Origin of the sequence: Bacillus massiliigorillae (assembly GCF_000380245.2) — a bacterium.
In the GTDB taxonomy this organism is placed as follows: Bacteria; Bacillota; Bacilli; order Bacillales; family DSM-1321; genus Bacillus_AD; species Bacillus_AD massiliigorillae.
In genome coordinates, this window is sequence record NZ_HG428742.1 from 81,674 (window position 1) to 101,099 (window position 19,426).

Annotated in this window: 17 protein-coding genes; 9 read left to right on the forward strand and 8 right to left on the reverse strand. The window is 34.5% G+C overall.

Annotated elements, in window-relative coordinates; translation table 11 throughout:
* Window positions 1-262 precede the first annotated feature (262 nt).
* From TX86_RS16695 to TX86_RS16725, 7 genes are all read left to right on the forward strand, one after another.
* Window positions 263-1,282: an NAD(P)/FAD-dependent oxidoreductase gene (locus TX86_RS16695; RefSeq protein ID WP_042350681.1), complete on the forward strand. Its 1,020-nt coding sequence runs from the start codon at window positions 263-265 to the stop codon at window positions 1,280-1,282.
* A 21-nt stretch (window positions 1,283-1,303) separates the two neighbouring features.
* Window positions 1,304-1,546: a ferredoxin gene (locus TX86_RS16700; protein WP_042350682.1), complete on the forward strand. Its 243-nt coding sequence runs from the start codon at window positions 1,304-1,306 to the stop codon at window positions 1,544-1,546.
* Window positions 1,547-1,579: 33 nt separating this feature from the next.
* Window positions 1,580-2,662, forward strand: coding sequence for an aromatic ring-hydroxylating oxygenase subunit alpha (locus TX86_RS16705; RefSeq protein ID WP_042350684.1), 1,083 nt, complete (start codon window positions 1,580-1,582; stop codon window positions 2,660-2,662).
* Entirely contained in the window at window positions 2,659-4,110 is a 1,452-nt protein-coding gene (locus TX86_RS16710) for an aldehyde dehydrogenase family protein (protein ID WP_042350685.1), read from the forward strand. Before TX86_RS16705 ends, TX86_RS16710 begins: the two co-directional genes overlap by 4 nt.
* Window positions 4,107-5,195 (forward strand): tartrate dehydrogenase, encoded by a 1,089-nt coding sequence (locus tag TX86_RS16715; RefSeq protein WP_042350686.1) that lies wholly within the window; start codon window positions 4,107-4,109, stop codon window positions 5,193-5,195. The genes TX86_RS16710 and TX86_RS16715 overlap by 4 nt, the downstream gene beginning before the upstream one ends.
* 94 nt (window positions 5,196-5,289) lie before the next feature.
* Window positions 5,290-6,870 carry a BCCT family transporter gene (locus TX86_RS16720; RefSeq protein ID WP_052343715.1) on the forward strand — a complete coding sequence of 527 codons (1,581 nt, stop codon included), beginning with the start codon at window positions 5,290-5,292 and terminating at the stop codon, window positions 6,868-6,870.
* Window positions 6,871-6,873: 3 nt separating this feature from the next.
* Window positions 6,874-7,407 carry a DUF2179 domain-containing protein gene (locus tag TX86_RS16725; RefSeq protein WP_042350688.1) on the forward strand — a complete coding sequence of 178 codons (534 nt, stop codon included), beginning with the start codon at window positions 6,874-6,876 and terminating at the stop codon, window positions 7,405-7,407.
* A gap of 53 nt (window positions 7,408-7,460) precedes the next feature.
* Here the strand turns inward: TX86_RS16725 and TX86_RS16730 are convergent, their stop codons facing one another.
* A complete protein-coding gene (locus tag TX86_RS16730) occupies window positions 7,461-8,036 on the reverse strand; it encodes a DUF1836 domain-containing protein (protein WP_042350689.1) in 576 nt (191 codons plus the stop codon).
* Window positions 8,037-8,178: 142 nt separating this feature from the next.
* Here TX86_RS16730 and trhA point away from each other — a divergent pair, with 142 nt between their 5' ends.
* Window positions 8,179-8,826: a PAQR family membrane homeostasis protein TrhA gene (trhA, locus tag TX86_RS16735; protein ID WP_042350690.1), complete on the forward strand. Its 648-nt coding sequence runs from the start codon at window positions 8,179-8,181 to the stop codon at window positions 8,824-8,826.
* Between the two features lie 49 nt (window positions 8,827-8,875).
* Complete coding sequence (locus TX86_RS16740; protein WP_042350692.1) at window positions 8,876-9,724, forward strand: DegV family protein; 849 nt, start codon at window positions 8,876-8,878, stop codon at window positions 9,722-9,724.
* A gap of 63 nt (window positions 9,725-9,787) precedes the next feature.
* Here the strand turns inward: TX86_RS16740 and TX86_RS16745 are convergent, their stop codons facing one another.
* From TX86_RS16745 to eno, 7 genes are all read right to left on the reverse strand, one after another.
* Complete coding sequence (locus TX86_RS16745) at window positions 9,788-10,384, reverse strand: TetR/AcrR family transcriptional regulator (protein ID WP_042350693.1); 597 nt, start codon at window positions 10,382-10,384, stop codon at window positions 9,788-9,790.
* Between the two features lie 259 nt (window positions 10,385-10,643).
* Window positions 10,644-11,840 carry an MFS transporter gene (locus TX86_RS16750; protein WP_081707731.1) on the reverse strand — a complete coding sequence of 399 codons (1,197 nt, stop codon included), beginning with the start codon at window positions 11,838-11,840 and terminating at the stop codon, window positions 10,644-10,646.
* Between the two features lie 207 nt (window positions 11,841-12,047).
* Window positions 12,048-13,313: an MFS transporter gene (locus TX86_RS16755; protein ID WP_042350696.1), complete on the reverse strand. Its 1,266-nt coding sequence runs from the start codon at window positions 13,311-13,313 to the stop codon at window positions 12,048-12,050.
* 182 nt (window positions 13,314-13,495) lie between these two features.
* Window positions 13,496-14,668 carry a M20 metallopeptidase family protein gene (locus TX86_RS16760; protein WP_042350698.1) on the reverse strand — a complete coding sequence of 391 codons (1,173 nt, stop codon included), beginning with the start codon at window positions 14,666-14,668 and terminating at the stop codon, window positions 13,496-13,498.
* 103 nt (window positions 14,669-14,771) lie between these two features.
* On the reverse strand, window positions 14,772-15,944 hold the full coding sequence (locus TX86_RS16765) for a M20 metallopeptidase family protein (RefSeq protein WP_042350699.1): 1,173 nt from the start codon (window positions 15,942-15,944) through the stop codon (window positions 14,772-14,774).
* Window positions 15,945-16,662: 718 nt separating this feature from the next.
* Window positions 16,663-17,703 (reverse strand): LCP family protein, encoded by a 1,041-nt coding sequence (locus tag TX86_RS16770; RefSeq protein WP_042350701.1) that lies wholly within the window; start codon window positions 17,701-17,703, stop codon window positions 16,663-16,665.
* Window positions 17,704-18,118: 415 nt separating this feature from the next.
* Complete coding sequence (gene eno / locus TX86_RS16775; RefSeq protein ID WP_042350703.1) at window positions 18,119-19,414, reverse strand: phosphopyruvate hydratase; 1,296 nt, start codon at window positions 19,412-19,414, stop codon at window positions 18,119-18,121.
* Between the last annotated feature and the right edge of the window lie 12 nt (window positions 19,415-19,426).

The following is a 19,426-nucleotide window of genomic DNA, read 5'->3' on the forward strand; positions in this document are numbered from 1 at the left end:
TCAATCGAAGTGAAAGTAACTCAGTTTTTAATTATCCATGCAAAGTATTATTAGAATTTCACTAGTTTTTAACATTGGCATAGTACTTGCAATATTAATATTCATAGTCCGAATAAGACAAAATAATCTGAAACTTCAAAATCCCAATGATTAAATTTAACAAATATTGAGAAATAATTCAAAAAATATACTTAATACGTGTATTTTAGAAGTTTTCTCCTGAATCATTCAGGATGTAAGTTAACTAACACGAGGTGAAAAAATGAGCGAACACAAAGTTTACGACATGACAATTATTGGAGGAGGTCCTGTTGGATTATTTACCGCATTTTATGCAGGTATGAGACAAGCTTCTGCCAAAATCATTGAAAGTCTTCCCCAATTAGGAGGACAATTATCAGCTCTATACCCAGAAAAGAATATCTATGATATTGCAGGATTTCCAGCGGTAGCTGCTCAAGATTTAGTAAATAGCCTAATCCAACAAATGAACGTATTTGAATCTAATACTTCAATTTGTTTGAATCGCACTGTCCAAACGATTGAAAAGCAAGACGATGCATTTGTCATTAAAACGAGTGATGAGGAAGTTCATTATTCAAAATCCATTATCATAACTGCTGGTAACGGAGGATTCCAACCACGCAAATTGAAACTTGAAGGTAGTGAAAAGTTTGAGGAAAGTAATTTACATTACTTCATTAATGATCTCTATCAATTCGCTGGTAAGAATGTAGTGATTTTTGGTGGCGGAGACTCTGCAGTTGACTGGGCATTAATGCTCGAACCAATTGCAAGCAAAGTATATCTTGTTCACCGCAGAGACCAATTTAGGGCTCATGAACATAGTGTAGAACTGTTAAAGCAATCGAAAGTAAATATTCTTACACCATTCGTTCCTGAAGCATTAATTGGTGAAAGTAAAATCGAGCAAGTTACATTAAGTAGTACAGAAGGAGAAGAAACCATCACATTAGATGTGGATGACGTACTTGTTACTTACGGTTTTGTTTCTTCTATCGGTCCAATAAAAGATTGGAATTTAGACATTAAAAATAACTCCATTGTCGTTAACTCCAAAATGGAAACAAATATACCAGGCATTTATGCAGCTGGAGATATTTGCACTTACGATGGAAAAGTAAAACTAATTGCTACTGGATTTGGCGAAGCAGCTACAGCTGTTAGTAACGCAAAAGTATATGTTGAACCAACAGCACGCGTTCAAAGTATACACAGCACTAGTTTAATGGAGAAAAAAGCAAAGAAAGTTACGATTTAAATTTGATAGGAGTTGTTCATATTGGCAAAATATACATTCGTTGATCAAGAAACATGTATTGCCTGTGGTTCTTGTGGTGCATGTGCACCTGACATATTTGATTACGATGAAGAAGGCCTAGCCTTTTCAATACTTGATGATAATGCAGGAATAACTGAGATACCTGAAGACTTCTATGATGATCTTGAAGATGCAATAGATGGCTGTCCAACTGATTCTATTAAAGTAGCAAAAGAGCCGTTCAAAGTTACTGAAAGCGTTTAATTAAATCATTCATATAATTAGGAGGAATTATTTATGAGTTACAATGAAGTACAAAACAAAGCGAGTAGAACTTTTGAAAAAATTATGCCTTATGATTTATATACTAATCCAGCTATTTTACAAGAAGAGATGGAGAATATTTTCTCTAAATCATGGCAATTAGTTGGTCATGTAAGTCAAGTTGAAACAATAGGTCAATTTTTCACAACAGAAGTTGCTGGTGAACCTCTAATCATTGTACGTGGAAATGATGATGTAATTCGTGCTTTCTACAATGTATGTCCACATCGTGCGACAAAACTAGAAAAAAAGGAATCTGGTAAAAAGAAAATCCTTCAATGTGGTTATCATGGCTGGACATTCCATTTAGATGGACAATTAAATAAAGCTCCTAACTTTAGAGGTGATGATTTAGCTTGCGTGAATAATCGTTGTTTACGCTCAGTGAGAATGGACATTCAAGAATCTTTAATCTTCGTTAATCTTGATGATGATTGCAAACCTTTAAGCGAGTCTTATGGTGATTTCTTTGATCGACTGCGCAAATATCCATTCCTAGGCGAATTGAAAAAAGTTAATACAAAAACACGCGTTATTAAAGCAAACTGGAAAGCATTTATCGATAATTATCTAGAATGTGACCATTGTCACGTTGCTCATCCTAGTTTTATTGCTACATTAGATATGAATAATTATCAAATCATTACGTGTGAAAACTATTCTTTCCAAGGTACTGTTGTAAAACCAGATAAAACAATGGGCAATGTCGACTTAAATGAAGCTGAAATGCAAGGTGGCGAGTTCTTCTGGTTATGGCCAAACCTAATGGTAACAATCTATCCAGGACCAGGTAATTTAGCTACTATACAAATGATTCCTATCGATCATGAAACAACTTTAGGTGTTTACACATATTACTTTAGAGATGAGAACTTAACCCAAAAAGAGCAAGATTTAGTAACATTCGCAGAACAAGTACGCCAAGAAGATGTTGAATTAGTAGAACTTGAACAAGTTGGCTTCCGTTCACGTGCCTTTGAAAAGGGTGTATATTCTAAATCAGAAAAAGCTATCGTTCAATTCCATGACATGGTAATGGAGGCATTAGGCAAATGACGGAGTTAAATACTGTAGTCAAAAAACATCTAATTATTAATGGTAAAGAAGTAGAAGCACCAAAGTATACAACTTTATACTCACCATATACAAACGGGCCCATTGCAGAAATCGCAATGGCAGACGAAAAAATAACAAAAGATGCAATCTCTGCAGCACAAGCAGCTTTCAAGGTTATTTCTAGCATGCCTGCTTATAAAAAATCAGAAATTTTAGAAAGAGTCGTTACTTTATTAACAGAAAAAGCGGACGAAGCTGCTGAAATCATTGCTACTGAATCAGCTAAACCGATTATTTTTGCGAAAGTAGAAGTAGCAAGAACGATTGAAACGTATAAATTTGCCGCTGAAGAAGCAAAGCGTATTCATGGAGAGACCATTCCTTTTGATGCATCTCCAAGCGGTGTTGGTCGAGTAGGCTATACTTTACGAAAACCACTAGGTGTTATTGGAGCTATTACACCTTTTAATTTCCCTATGAACCTAGTAGCACACAAGCTAGGACCAGCAATTGCAACTGGTAATTCAGTGGTTTTAAAACCTGCATCACAGACCCCATTATCATCTTTATTTATTGCAGAGCTTTTTAAAGAAGCAGGTTTACCTGATGGTGTAATAAATGTTGTAACTGGCGCTGGTTCTGTTGTTGGGGAAACAATTATTAAAGATGATCGAGTGAAGATGATTACCTTCACCGGAAGCCCATCTGTTGGTATTGGTATCCGTAACAAAGCAGGCCTAAAGAAAACCACTTTAGAGTTAGGCTCTAACGCTGCCGTTATTCTTGATAAAGATACAAATGTTCAAGAAGTAGTTAATCGTTGTATAGTAGGAGCTTTCTCTAACCAAGGGCAAGTTTGTATTTCCTTACAACGTGTATACGCACATCGCGATGTATACTCCGCTTTCGTCGAACAATTTAAAACAGCGGCTAAGCAACTCAAATTAGGTGATCCTTTACAAGAAGATACGTATATCTCTTCTTTAATCTCAGAAAATGAAACAAAACGTGCATTAAGTTGGATAGAAGAAGCGAAACAAAACGGAGCCCAGATTGTAACTGGCGGCCAACTTACAAATGGCATTCTAGAACCAACAATCATTACAAACGTAGATCCAAAATTAAAAGTTTCTTGTCAAGAAGTGTTCGCTCCAATCGTTATCATTAACGAAGTGAACTCTATCGAGGAAGCACTTGCCTATGTAAACGATTCTAACTATGGATTACAGGCAGGCATATATACAAAAGATATCAATCAAGCCCTTAGAGCTAGCGAAGAACTAGAAGTTGGTGCTGTCTTGATAAACGATATACCAACGTTCCGTGTTGACCATATGCCATACGGTGGTGTGAAAGAAAGTGGTACTGGTCGCGAAGGAATTAAATATGCGGTAGAAGAAATGACAGAATTAAAACTAGTTGTATGGAACAGAGGGAATGTGGAATGAAAACCTATAAAATCGCTGTAATAGCGGGAGATGGAATTGGGCCAGAAGTTCTTAAAGAAGGTATTAAAGTTTTAAATACGATATCTGAATTAGATTCTTCCATTCAATTTGAATTTACGCATTTTCCTTGGGGATGTGAGTACTATCATCATAATGGTGTTATGATGGATAATGATGGTATTGAACAATTAAAGAGTTTTGATGCTATTTATCTAGGAGCTGTTGGCTATCCTGGCGTCCCTGATCACATCTCATTATGGGATTTACTATTAAAAATCCGAAAAAGTTTTGATCAATATATTAACATTAGACCTATTACACTATTAAATGGTGCCACTTGCCCTTTAAAAGGGGTTAAACAATCAGAAGTAGATATGCTGTTTATTCGTGAAAATAGTGAAGGTGAATACGCCGGAGCTGGAGACTGGTTATTTAAAGGACAAGCGAACGAAGTTGTCTTACAAAATAGTGTTTTCTCTCGCAAAGGAACAGAGAGAGTTATTCGCTTTGCTTTTGAAGTAGCGAGAAAAGAAGGTAAATCACTAACTAGTATAAGTAAAGCAAATGCTTTAAACTATTCAATGGTTTTCTGGGATCAAATCTTTGATGAAATGAAACAAGAGTATCCAGATGTGCAAACGTCTTCATACTTAGTAGATGCTGCGGCAATGTTAATGATTACAGATCCAAAACGCTTTGAAGTAGTTGTTACTTCTAATCTATTTGGTGATATATTAACAGATTTAGGAGCTGCCCTTGCGGGTGGAATTGGGTTAGCTGCTGGAGCCAATATAAATCCAGAAAGAGACTTCCCTTCCATGTTTGAACCTATTCATGGCTCTGCACCCGATATAGCTGGTAAAGGATTAGCAAATCCACTAGCAGCCATTTGGTCTGCTAGTCAACTACTTGACCACCTTGGCTATGAAAATTACGGAAAAATCATCCTACAATCTATCGAGCAACTACTTATTGAAAAGAAATCTCTCACACCAGATATGGATGGTACTGCTACTTGTAGCCAAGTTGGTGATGAAGTAATCAAGCATATTACTACACAAAATAGAGTAAATATTCAGAATTAAATACTTTTAATGCGGTAGAGAATATTATTTCCTAATAATATTCTCTACCTCAAATTTCACTTTCCTCATTAATGTCAACTAGGAGGCGAATTGCATGAGAAAAGAATCAAAAATAGACGTACAAATATTAAGTATAGCTGTCGTTCTCGTTCTGCTGATAACGCTTCCAATATTGGTTAATCCCGAAAAGGGAACGGCTATTTTATCAGCCATTTTAAGCTTTATCACAAAAGATTTAGGCTCCTTTTACCTTTGGGCTTGTATTGGAATTTTTGGTTTCTTATTCTGGTTAGCTTTTAGTAAATACGGAAAGATAAGATTCGGTAAAGAAAAACCAGAATTTTCAACCTTCAGTTGGTTAGCTCTTATTTTCACGGCAGGTATTGGTTCAGGTATTATGTATTGGGGTATTATTGAATGGGCTTTTTATTATGATAGTCCTCCGTTTGGCTTAACGCCTAAAAGTTTAGAAGCAGCAGACTTCGCTGCAACTTATGGAATGTTCCATTGGGGCTTTTCTGCTTGGGCTATTTATTGTGTTCCTTCTATTCCAATTGCGTATGCCCTCTATATTAAAAAATATAATTCAGTTCGATTAAGCACAGCTTGTCGAGGAATTCTCGGTGATAAAGCCGATGGTATAATCGGTAAAATTATTGATGTTTGCTTTATGTTTGGATTAATTGGTGGAATTGGAACATCTTTAGCTTTAGGTTCACCACTTATGGCGGAAGGATTAAGCCACTGGTTCGGTATTGAAAAAACAATGGGACTGAATATTGCCATTGTAATCGGCTTAACCGTTTTCGTTTGTATTTGTTTATATTTCGGACTGAGTAAAGGTATGAAGTTTTTAAGTGATTGGAACTTATATCTATATTTCGGAATTGCCATCTTTATATTCATTGCTGGACCAACAGTATTCATCCTTTCAAGAACAACAGAAAGTGTAGGGCTTCTTTTCCAAAACTTCCTACGAATGAGCTTATATACAGATTCAGTTGGAGGGTCAGGATTTAGTGAAAAGTGGACGATTTTCTATTGGGGCTGGTGGTTCTCCTATGCACCATTTACAGGAATGTTTGCCGCACGTATATCAAAAGGACGAACGATTCGTGGGCTTATATTTGGTCAATTGATAGGTGGAACTTTAGGATGTTGGGCAGCATTTGCGATTTTCGGTAACACTGGGATGTTCATGCAACTAAATAATATCGTACCAGTTCTTGATATTCTTAATTCTCAAGGAGCACCCGCAGCATCAATTGCTATTTTAGAAGCTTTGCCGTTTGGAAGTATTGTAGCCTTCCTATACATCGCAGTAGCTATCATATTTCTTGTTACGACTGTTAACTCCGGAGCATTCACTCTTGCAGACGTTGCATCAAAAAATCTGAGAGATGGTGAAGAGCCTGTACGTTGGTATCGACTTTTCTGGGCTATTTTATTAACAAGTATTGCGATTGTGTTAATGTACGGTAAAGCATTAGATGCCTTACAAACACTTACAATCATTACAGCATTACCGCTCGTTTTCATCATGATTTTAATGATTTTCTCATTCATGAAATGGTTAAAAGAAGATGAGCACTTGATTAACTCTTATATGGTAGAGGATACAAAAGAAACAGATGAAATAGAATTACCATCAAATAAACAGATTGTTGGTAAATAAGAAATGATGAATATCTTATTAATTCTAATTCTACAATTAATCTATGTACCTATATACACCTTACGAATTATCTTCTTAGTAAAACAGATGAAATTCACTGCATCCATCTTAGGTTTTTTAGAAGCATTAATATATGTATTTGGATTATCATTAATCTTTTCAGGGGATCAAAGCGTTATCGCAATGATTGTATACGCCTTAGGATTTGCAATTGGTATTGCAATGGGTGGATATATCGAAGAAAAGCTAGCAATAGGATATACAAAACTAGCCATTAATTTAATCCATAATAATGAAAAACTTATTAGTGAACTAAGAAACGCTGGATTTGGTGTAACAGTATTTGTTGGAGAAGGAAAAGATAGTATAAGATATCAACTCGAAATATTAACATCAAGAAATCGTGAAAAAGAATTAATTGAAACAATTAAACGATTTGAACCCTCAGCTTTCATCATCTCATATGAACCTAAACAACATATTGGTGGTTTTCTAACCAAACCCATATACGATATTCTAAAAAAGAAAAAAATATAAAAAGGAAGGCAAGTAGTTTAGACGACTTGCCTTCCTTTTTAAGTTCTCTTTTGTTATTCTCTTCCTTCTACTATTTCATCAACTAGTTTTTCCGCAGTTCTCCTATATAAATTACTTATATTCACAAGCGACGATATAAGTAAAACTTTCTCTAAATATTCCTTACTATCATCATCAACATGCATTACTTCTTCTTTCACATCATTCATTCGCTCTTCAATATCTACTGTAAACTTTTCCATATTCTCTTCACTTAAATGCAAATAGCTCTTATAGAAATCATTCATACTAAAATTCTCTTCTGTAACTTTCTTATTTATGCCTTCAAGTGTTTCTTTAATATCTTTAATCGTTAAAGCTCCTTTTAGCTGATAAATAAGACTAATTAATATAAGGTGTTCCTTCGAATATTTCTTATTCTTAATTGGAAAGAATAGTTTTCCTTTTGCGTAATTATTAATCATCGTTTTCGTTAAAACTTTTTCATCATCATTTCTTTTTGCTTCACTATATTTGTTCTCAAACATTTGAATAACTTGATCCATATATAAATCAATACCTGGAATATCTTCTAGCGTTATATTTTTTTCACGTTCTAGCTTTTCAAGAAAAGAATGTAATTTCTCCACAATTCAAACCTCATTTTCACTATTAATTACTATCTATATTATCTTGAACACTTTTAAAAGTAAATGTTGACTACATAACGATACACGTATATCATTATATGTAGTTACAATAACTACATACCGAAACGTAAGGAGATAAATTATGAATACTTATATTAGAGAACCCATCAATGGACTAACACATTTAGCAGGTGCTTTGCTTTCTTTTATTGGATTAATAGCGATGATTATGAAAGTATCTAGCTCTCAGTCATCAACCATCCAAATTACTGCAGTTATCATCTTTGGTATTAGCATGATTCTTCTTTATTCAGCTTCAGCTACATACCATATGGTCATTGCGAAAGAAAAGGTCATCGCTTTCTTGAGAAGAATCGATCATTCTATGATTTTTGTATTAATTGCTGGATCATACACACCCTTCTGCCTAATTAGTTTAAATGATATGACAGGATGGACATTGTTCACCATTGTTAGTTCAATTGCTGTATTAGGGATTGTCTTTAAGTTAGTTTGGTTTACTTGTCCAAGATGGTTATCTACTGCACTTTATATAGGTATGGGCTGGATTATTATCTTTGCCGCTTCTCCTCTTTCAAACGTGCTAAGTATGAATGGTTTATATCTACTAATCTTAGGTGGATTATTATATACAATTGGTGGAATCATCTACGCTGTTAAACCTAAATGGTTAACATTTAAATATATGGGCTTTCATGAAATTTTTCATATTTTCATTATGCTAGGAAGCTTAGCTCACTTTTTATGTGTGTATCTATACGTCCTATAAACGAAAATAATACAATCTTCACATCAATGATTTACTGGAGGAACTGGAAATGAATAAACCGAAAGTAGCTTGGATTACGGATAGTACAAGCTCATTAAATAAGGAATTAATTGAGAAATACAATATACATGTTGTCCCATTAAACGTTGTGATTAATGGAGTTTCATTCAAGGAAACAGTCGATATGACAGAAGAAGAGCTTTATATTCGCATGAAAACTGAAGAAGGTTCCTTTCAAACGTCCCAACCATCAGTTGGTGAATTCGTAAACTTGTATGAAAAGCTAAAAGAAGACTACGATTATGGTATTGCTATTCATGCTTCTAGTAAACTATCAGGCACATATAATACATCATTGATGGCAGCAGAAATGGCCGGCTTCCCGCTTTACGGTATTGATTCAGAAACAGGCTCATTCGGTCTTGGACAACTCATCCAAAAAGGTATCAAACTACATGAGCAAGGATTTCTTGCAGAAGAAATTGTATTGCAATTAAACAAGCTAAAAAAGAATACACGCATATTCTTAATCCCTGCTAATCTAGAGCAGCTTCATAAAAGTGGCCGAGTATCAGGAAGCCAAAAATTACTCGCATGTCTATTTAACATCAAACCGATTTTAGCTATTGAAGATGGTAAAGCAACTATTAAAGATAAAGTAAGAAGCCATAAAAAGGCTCATACATGGGTCATTAATCAATTAAAGGAAGACTTGAAGAATCATAGCATCCATACAGTTGCTATCCTTCATGCAAATGATTTCGAGAAAGCTATCGAGCTAGAACAATTAGTTAAAGATGAACTACCAGAAATGGAAACAGTCACGCTCATGCTTATATCTGTAGCTGGTGTGCATACAGGGGTTAGTACTGTGGGGCTTTCTTGGGTTTGTGAGTGAGGAAGACATGCATAGAAATAAACCAGTATCTTTTTCAAGATACTGGTTTTTTCAAACGAATTTTTATTCCACAATAAACATCTTAATCAACATCTCAAAAGAATAGATTAGCATTGTATTTACATCAAATTCATAATCTGTCATCTCTGTTTCAAAAGCTTGGTTAATAACAGACGTTAAAATAAAAATTAATAACTCTACAGTTTGTTTTTCATCAATAGGTGAAGGCGTACTAGGCATCGTTGGACATTTTGCGATAAACACACCCTTTTCTACACCTTCACGATAAATTTGCCTTACATAATCTCTTCTATTCTCACTAAATGCTCTGAACTTCTCCCAATCTTCAGGAAAAAATCTCTTCAATTCATTCAAATATTTTTTTCGGAGCATCCTTATATTATATAGAAAGAAAACGGCACGTAGCTTCTCAACATAATCTTCTTTTTGATCAATAATTGTTTTCATTTCTTCTAAATCTGCAGCAATGATTGAGTCACAAATAGAACTAATTAATTCATCTTTATTTTTAAAATGAAGATAGATTGTTTTTTTACTTATTCGTAAATTTTGTGCTAATTCATCCATCTTAAATTTACGAAAGCCATAAACTTCGATGAGTTTTTTTCCTTCTTCAATAATACGCTGTTCAGTACTCATAATAAGTCCTCCGTTAAAATGGTAATATACATTTTTGCCTTCTCTATAACAAGCTATTACATATATTTTGGATTAATAAGCTATCTAAATGTTCTTGTACTTATATTTTATTATATCGTTCTTTTCAAATATAGAAGTATCCTTGTCTACTTTAGCAAACTTTACAAACTCTATTTTTTTAATAAGATATAACCTTATAAAAAAAAACTGACTCTTTTCAAACAATAATAGAGACAGTTTTTAGATTATAAGGATACATTCATGTATCCGCAATATGTTTATTTTTTATAAAAATCGGCATGAAACTAGCGACTAATAAGCAAATGCTCATGGCTATATATCCTGTAGTAAAAAAGCCTCCAGATGCCGTTACTAAATTACCAATTAGTATTGGTGCAATAATTCCACCAATAAATGCTCCAATATTAATAACTGAGAACGAGGATCCTATGATTTTTTTTGAAACTAATTTGTAAGGTAGAATCATATAGGCTGTAAAAGCAAACATGAGTAAAATTGTTATGAAATATAACAATGCAATTGTAATAATTAAATTCGTAGAATAGATGAATAAAATTAAGCTAGTAGCAGCTATTACACAAGAAAGTGAAATAAACAACTTTTCCTTATTCTTGAACAATTTAACAATCAATATCCCCGCTCCCATCGTTGCAAAAGCCATAACAACCGCATTAATCGTTAATATATAACCAATATGTGTATTATTAGTCATATGAAAATTTGCCTTTAATACAGAGGGTAACCAAGATAAAATCCCAGCAGCAACTAAGTTGGTAAACAACATACCAATTGCTATTAGAAGAACATTTTTATCTTTCCAAGCATCCAATAGTGAAATCTTCTCTACTTTTTGTTCTGTATGATGTACTTCTTTCTTTTCTTTCACAAACAGAAACATCATAAGTATTACTATGATGTATAAAATTGCTATCAGCCAATAAGCTGCTCGCCAATTAATATTTATTAATTGAATTCCAATTGTATACGCTAGAACGCCACCAATTCCAGTTGTAGCAAGCACCTTTGATTGTATAGATGCACATTGCCCCCCTACGAAGTTATTACTAATAATTTTTGGTGTACCACTTGTGTAACTTGCATGTCCCACACCAACTCCCATTCTCATTAGTGCTAACAAAACAAGTGAACTAGAAAAGCTAAAGAATAAGGTAAATAAGGTAACGACTAAAAGCGATATAAGCACAAATTTCCGATAACCGAATCGATCTACAAGCCAACCTCCCGGAAGAGTAATCAACGTAAACCCTACATAATATATACTAAAAATAATTCCAGTTTGATTAGGTAGCCAATTAAACTGCTCCCCTAGCACTAACGCTGTCATAGAAATCATGTTTTTATCCATACATACGACTGTTCCCATTAAAAATACCGTGGCCACGATTTTCCATTGTTCTTTCGTGAGTTTCATCATACACACCTCTTTATATTGAAACTTCTATTCAATATACAATTCTTTTCCCTATTCATAAAAAAAGCTAACTACAACTAATCATTGATTAATCGCAGTTAGCTTTACTTGTATAAGATCATTTGTAAATCCATGATGATGCTCTTGTTGATTATATTCCTTAACAAAATGATCCTAAAAGTTTATGTTATCTCCTAATGTCCCCTTCAATTAATGACTATTTTGAGTAGCAGCCGGAACTGCTTTCATAGCTTGTTTTGGTTTCATCTTAACAGCTAGTAAATATAAGCTAAAGCTTACAACAGAAAGTACAACTAACACATTTAGAACTAATCCATATGAGTGATTAATACCATAAACCACTCCTCCAAAGATTGGTGCTAATGCTGTTCCGCCAGAAGAGAATAGAGAAACTGTACCAAAGATAGAGCTAAAGTCTTTTTCACCAAATAAATAAGCTGTAAGGTAAGATGGAGCGATTGTAAGTGCTGTTGCTCCTAAACCTGTGAAGGTTGCATAAAGAAAACCAGGAATTGCAGCATCAGCATTTTTTAGGAATATAAAGCTTAAGATATTCCCTACACCAAGAATAAGTATCATAATACTAACGCCTAATTTATCAAACATTCTACCAACTAGGAGTTTACCAATAATAACCATAGCTGAACCTAGAGACAATAGAAACGCCGCTCTTTGAGTAGTAGCACCGATATCTGTTAAAAACGGAGCTAAGTTAATAATCATTGTATTTACAACAATACCAGTTACAACGATTGCTAAGCATAGAACCCAGAATGATGGTGTTTTTAAAACATCCTTTTGATTCATCCCTGCTAAAACCGGTTTCTTAGCATTTACAACAGGTGCGTCTCCAAGTGGTGTTAAACCTTTATCAGATGGATGGAATCGAATAACAAATGCAGTAAGTGGAACAATTGTAACGATAATCACAATCCCAATAATTAAATACGTTGTTCTCCAACCAAATGCACTTAACACAGAATTGATTACTGGACTTAGGATAATACCACCAAATCCACTACCAGATAAAGCAATACCTAAAGCTAATCCACGTTTCTCATTAAACCAGTTAGTAATCAAAACGGAGGAAGGAACAACAGATCCTGCTACAAGTGCAATACCTTGAATTATTGCTAATGCATAAAAGACATAGATATTTGTAGCGAATGAAAAACCGATAAATGATAATGCACCAAGAATTGTACATACAGTCATATGAACCCTTACATCAATTTTTTTCAGCATTTTGCCACCAAATGGACCTGCTACCATACCGACCAAAGTTACAATTGTAAAATACAATGTAAATTGCGATCTACTAACTCCGAGTTCTTGTGAAACTGGATCAGTAAAGAAAGAGATTAAGTTAACAATTGGTGTAAATAGAAAAGTCATAGACATAAAGGCCGTTAATACAATCCACCATCCATAAAATATCTTTCTATCTTTAGCCATTTTAAACACCATCCTTATCTTTTAGAAAACATGTATAATTTCATTCATCTATAAACTTTAAAATCTAGTAAAACTCTTTTTTTACGTTCTCTCTTGTTTTATTAATCAAAACAAGAGAGAGATTTATATAAAAAGCAAAGGGAGGAACATTAATAATTATGAATATTCGCAATTTGGTAAGTTTATTGTTTACCTAACAAATCAAGAATTAGCTGGACTTCAACTTTCGTTCCATTCACCATAGATTCTTCTAAAATTTTAAATTTTGGATGATGGTTCATGAAACCACAACCTTCTTCATCTAGTCCGCCACCTAGAAACATATAGCAACCTGGAATGACTTTTGTATAAGCTGAGAAATCTTCACTTGCCATCAACATTGGTGAATCATATACTAACTCTTCACCAAGTGCTTTAATTGCTGATGCTTTAGCAAGTTGAGCAAGTTCAGGTGTATTATATAAAGCTGAATAACCACGAATATAATCAAGTTCATATGTTGCACCGTAAGTTGAAGCAACTTGATCAATAATTTTTTTCACTCGTTCTTCCATTAAATCACGCACTTCTTCAGATGTTGTTCGAATTGAACAGCTTAGACTAGCTGTATCTGCAATAATATTTGCTGCTTGTCCACTATGAAACTCCCCGATACTTAACGCTGCCATTTCACTTGGCTTTACATTTCGCGATACAATTGTTTGTAATGCCATGACCATTTGACTACCAACAACAATTGGATCAATTGACAGCTCTGGTGTTGAAGCATGTGAGCCTTTACCTTGAATTTTCAAGAAGAAGCCATCGGCTGCTGTTGTCGCATAACCAGTCGTTACAACACCAAGTGAACCTGCAACTAATTTAGGTAAAATATGAATGCCGTAGATTTGATCGACATCTTTTAAAACGCCTGCATCAACAAGCTCTTGAGCTCCACCTGGTACTTGTTCCTCAGCATGTTGAAAAATAAATTTCACTGTTCCAGCGAGCTTATCTTTCATTTCAGAGAGAACCTTTGCTGCTCCAAGCAACATCGCAACATGGGTATCATGACCACAAGCGTGCATAACATTATCTTTCGTTGACTTAAACTCGACATCTGATTCTTCTTGAATTGGTAAGGCATCCATATCCGCGCGAAGAGCAATTGTTTTACCTTCTCCAGCTCCTCCAACCAATGTAGCTACAACACTTGTCGCAGTAGGTCTTGCCAATTCTAAATTTGGAAATGTTAATAACGTATCATAAATGTATTGAGATGTTTCAAATTCTTTAAAGGACAATTCTGGATTACGATGTAGATGTCTTCTCCATTCAACAATTTTTTCTGTTGGAATTTGTTCGAACCAATCCATAAAGCATAATCTCCTTTCAACTAAATAGACATTAATACACACATGTTATAAACTTCACAATCGACAACAACTATAATTCATAATAATATGAATATTAAGTTTATTATTTCCCTAATAGATCGAGAATTACCTGAACTTCAACTTTCGTTCCATTAAACATGGATTCTTCCACTATTTTAAATTTAGGATGATGATTGAAGTAACCACATCCGTCTTCATCAGTACCGCCTCCAAGGAACATGAAGCAACCAGGTCCTACTTTCGTATAAGCTGAGAAATCTTCACTACCCATCAACATTGGTGATTCATATACTAATTCTTCGCCTAATACTTTTGTCGCAGAAGCTACCGCTTTTTGTGCTAACTCTGGTGTATTATAAAGCGCTGAATAACCACGTACATAATCTAATTCATATGTAGCTCCGTATGCAGCTGTTACATTTTCAATAATTTCTTTAACTCTTTTCTCTACAAGATCACGTGCTTCTTCTGAAATAGTTCGAATAGAGCAACTTAATCTAGCTGTATCGGCAATAATATTAGCTGCTTGTCCACTATGGAATTCTCCAATACTTAAGGCGACCATTTCACTTGGTTTCACGTTTCGAGAAACAATTGTTTGTAATGCTAATACTAGCTGACTACCAACTACAACTGGATCGATTGATAATTCAGGTGTTGAAGCATGAGACCCTTTACCTTGAATTTTTAAGAAAAATCCATCTGCAGCTGTTGTTGCATACCCAGTTGTTACCACTCCAAGTGAGCCTGCTTTCATTGTTGGAAAAATATGAATTCCGTATATTTCATCTACATCTTTTAGAACACCTGCATCAACGATTTCTTGAGCTCCACCAGGTACCATCTCCTCAGCATGTTGGAAAATAAATTTCACTTTACCTTTTATTTCATCCTTCATTTTTGAAAGGACTTTTGCAGCTCCTAGTAGCATTGCAACGTGTGTATCATGACCACATGCATGCATGATTCCATCTTTTGTAGATTTAAACTCGACATCCGCTTCCTCCATAATTGGTAGTGCATCCATATCTCCACGTAGTGCAATAGTTTTACCTTCTCCAGCTCCACCCTCCAATATCGCTACAACACTTGTCTCTGTAGGACGAATAATTTCTAAATTAGGAAACGTTGATAATGTATCGTAAATGAATTGAGATGTTTCAAATTCTTTATAGGATAATTCAGGATTTTGATGTAAATGTCTTCTCCATTCAATTATCTTTTCAGTTGGGATCTGTTCTACCCAGCTAGTCATAATAAATTCCCCCTATGAAATGATATGAATACTGTATAATCTAAACTTTCCTTTTAGCAGGTACCGTTAAAAGTTTGTTTGTTTTTTTCTACAATCAAATAATATCACGAAACTAAAAAACTTACTATAGTTTCCTGGTGTCGTTTTTGTGAAAAAATTTAGATAATAGCATCAACTTTTTACTAATTGTTTAGGTTATCATTTGACTTTAAACTAGTTAACTTTTCTATCATCTAAACCGTAAAAACATACTAAACTTCACAACAAAAACAGCTTATACTCCGTAGGTTCGATGAAGAATCACTACAGAATATAAGCTGTTTTGAATAACTTATTTATAAAGAAGAGACTGCATCAGCCATCTTCTCTTTATGATGATTTTTTATTTTTCATTATAATAGCAACAACGACAGGGATGATGGTTATTACACCAATAACTATGAGAACAACGCCTAATTTATTATTTGTACAAGATGATTCATTATTCATTTCTATCGCTCCCTCTTCATTTACTAGTAACTTCCTTCAAACACTTTATAAACCTATTTTACTACTTCATATCGAGGAAAAACGAAATATATCTATTATTCACAATATATTAGAAATAATTTTACACTTCGAACAAAATGCTAAAATGTTTAAACACAAAAACACCCTCTACAAGCAGTTCCTCCTAGGGATTCTGCTTATCATAGGGTGTTTATGCTATATATTAATATTATTGGACAAAATCTGCATTAGTAGTGAAATCAGTGCTAGGTTCTAGTTTCAGCACACTTCTTATCTTTTGACTAACTTCTTGTAAACTTTCCTCATCAGCTATAAAATATGAAGCTTCATCTATCGTTTGATCCTCACCTTTGATTTCAATAGATTTAACAGATAAATTATCTGATGTTAAATATCGTCTTTGTAAATCATAGATTTCACTTGCCGTTAAATCTGTTTTTACATTTTTACCGAGTATATCTGTTATTTTCCCTACTTTAAAGATTGTTCCAGCAGAAATAACTTGGTCAACCGTTGCTTCTAAGAATTGTCTTTGTCTTTCATCTCTTGAATACGAAGCATCCACAGCTCTTTTTCTCATCCGTACAAACGCAAGAGCCTCTTCCCCAGATAAATGTTGTTCTCCTTGCTTAAACTCAATTTTTTTATTTGTATAAAAGTTCTTTTCCCAAAATTCTTTTTTAACATCAATTGTTACTCCACCAAGAGCATCTACTATGTCACGAAACCCGTCAAAATTGACCGTCATATAATAATCAATTGGAACGTCTAAAAGTTTTTCAACGGTTTCCATTTGTAATTTAACTGCTCCATAATCTGTAATTGACCCATAACTATATGCAGCATTAATCTTATGGATTCCAGAATATTTGCCTGCATTCTCTATATCGACCCTTGTATCTCTTGGAACTGTAATCATATTAATTTCATTAGATTCAGGATCTAACGTCATAACAATTTGCGTATCTGCTCGTCCATTTTTGTTATCACTAGTATAATCTTCTATACCTAATAATAAGATGGAAATGGGGTCTTTTCCGAAAGTAACAGCTTGCTCTCTCAGTTCTGACTTATCTCCCTTTCTTCCTATATCAGTTGTTGAATTATCAAGGGCTCCTTTTACTTTTACAAAAACATAAGCTCCATAACACGCTACAGCTAAAACTACTATCATTAAACAAATTAATACCCATTTCAATATTTTCTTTTTAGGTGTACCTTTTTTAGTCTCATTTATATTTTTACTCACATTAGTTCTCGCTTTCTAGAAAATAAATACCTTTTCAAGAACTCTTTATATAGAGTTGAAAAGATTACAAAAATTAATTTTCTAGGACCACCTCCCGCCAATCAAACTTTAACATATTTCTACATGTTTCAACATGTTATTTTTATTACATTTCTATACCGTTTTAGTGTCGATTGTAACATTCGTGACATGAACAGACTAATAATCTCCAAACTTTTGTCTTATATAGACCAACAATTAACGGGTATTTCGAACCAATAAACTTCATGATAAAAAAACAGCCTATATTCAGTAGGTTCAACAATGAGTCACTACTGAAATATAGGCTGTTTTTTTATTTAAGCAACTCATCCATGACAACGAATTGGCAAAGGCATTATCACAGATGAGAGCTTTTGTTTATGAAATCCTACAATTATCGCTTGATGTTGTAGAAAGATTTAACGCCATCGTAGATAGCTGTTTCGCCAAGCTCGTCTTCGATACGTAATAATTGGTTGTATTTAGCGATTCTGTCTGTACGAGACATAGAACCAGTTTTGATTTGACCTGCGTTAGTTGCAACAGCGATGTCAGCGATTGTAGCATCTTCTGTTTCACCAGAACGGTGAGAAACAACTGCAGTGTAACCAGCACGTTTAGCCATTTCGATTGCCTCGAAAGTTTCAGTTAAAGTACCGATTTGGTTAACTTTAATTAGGATTGAGTTAGAGATTCCTTTTTCAATACCTTCAGCTAACTTCTTAGTGTTTGTAACGAATAAATCGTCACCTACTAATTGTACTTTTTCACCGATACGCTCAGTTAATAATTTGTGACCATTCCAGTCGTTTTCATCTAAACCATCTTCGATTGAGATGATTGGGAATTCGTTGCAAAGCTCTTCATAGAAGTTAACCATATCTTCAGAAGATAAACCAGTGCGGCCTTCTCCAACTAGATCGTAAGTGCCAGCCTCTTTGTTGTAGAACTCAGAAGAAGCAACATCCATACCTAAGAAGATATCTTTTCCAGCTTCGTAGCCAGCTTTAGTGATTGCTTCGATAATTACTTGTAAAGCTTCACGATTTGAACCAAGGTTTGGAGCGAATCCACCTTCATCACCTACAGCTGTGTTAAGACCTTTAGCTGAAAGAACTGATTTAAGAGCGTGGAATACTTCAGCACCCATACGGATTGCTTCTTTGAAAGTTGGAGCACCAACTGGTAAGATCATGAACTCTTGGAAGTCAACGTTGTTGTCAGCGTGAGATCCACCATTGATGATGTTCATCATTGGAGTTGGAAGTTGCTTAGCGTTGAATCCACCAAGGTAACGGTATAATGGAAGACCTACTGAATCTGCAGCAGCGTGTGCAACAGCCATAGATACACCAAGGATTGCGTTAGCACCTAGTTTACCTTTGTTTTCAGTTCCGTCTAATTCGATCATAACTTTATCGATACCAGCTTGGTCAGTTACGTCCATGCCGATTACAGCTTTAGCGATGATTTCATTTACGTTTTCTACTGCTTTAAGAACACCTTTTCCAAGGTAACGAGACTTGTCTCCGTCACGTAATTCTACTGCTTCATATTCACCAGTAGATGCACCTGAAGGTACTAAAGCGCGTCCGAAGTAACCTGACTCAGTCATTACTTCTACTTCTACAGTTGGGTTTCCACGAGAATCAAGTACTTCACGACCGTATACGAATTGAATGTATGGCATATTAAAAAATCT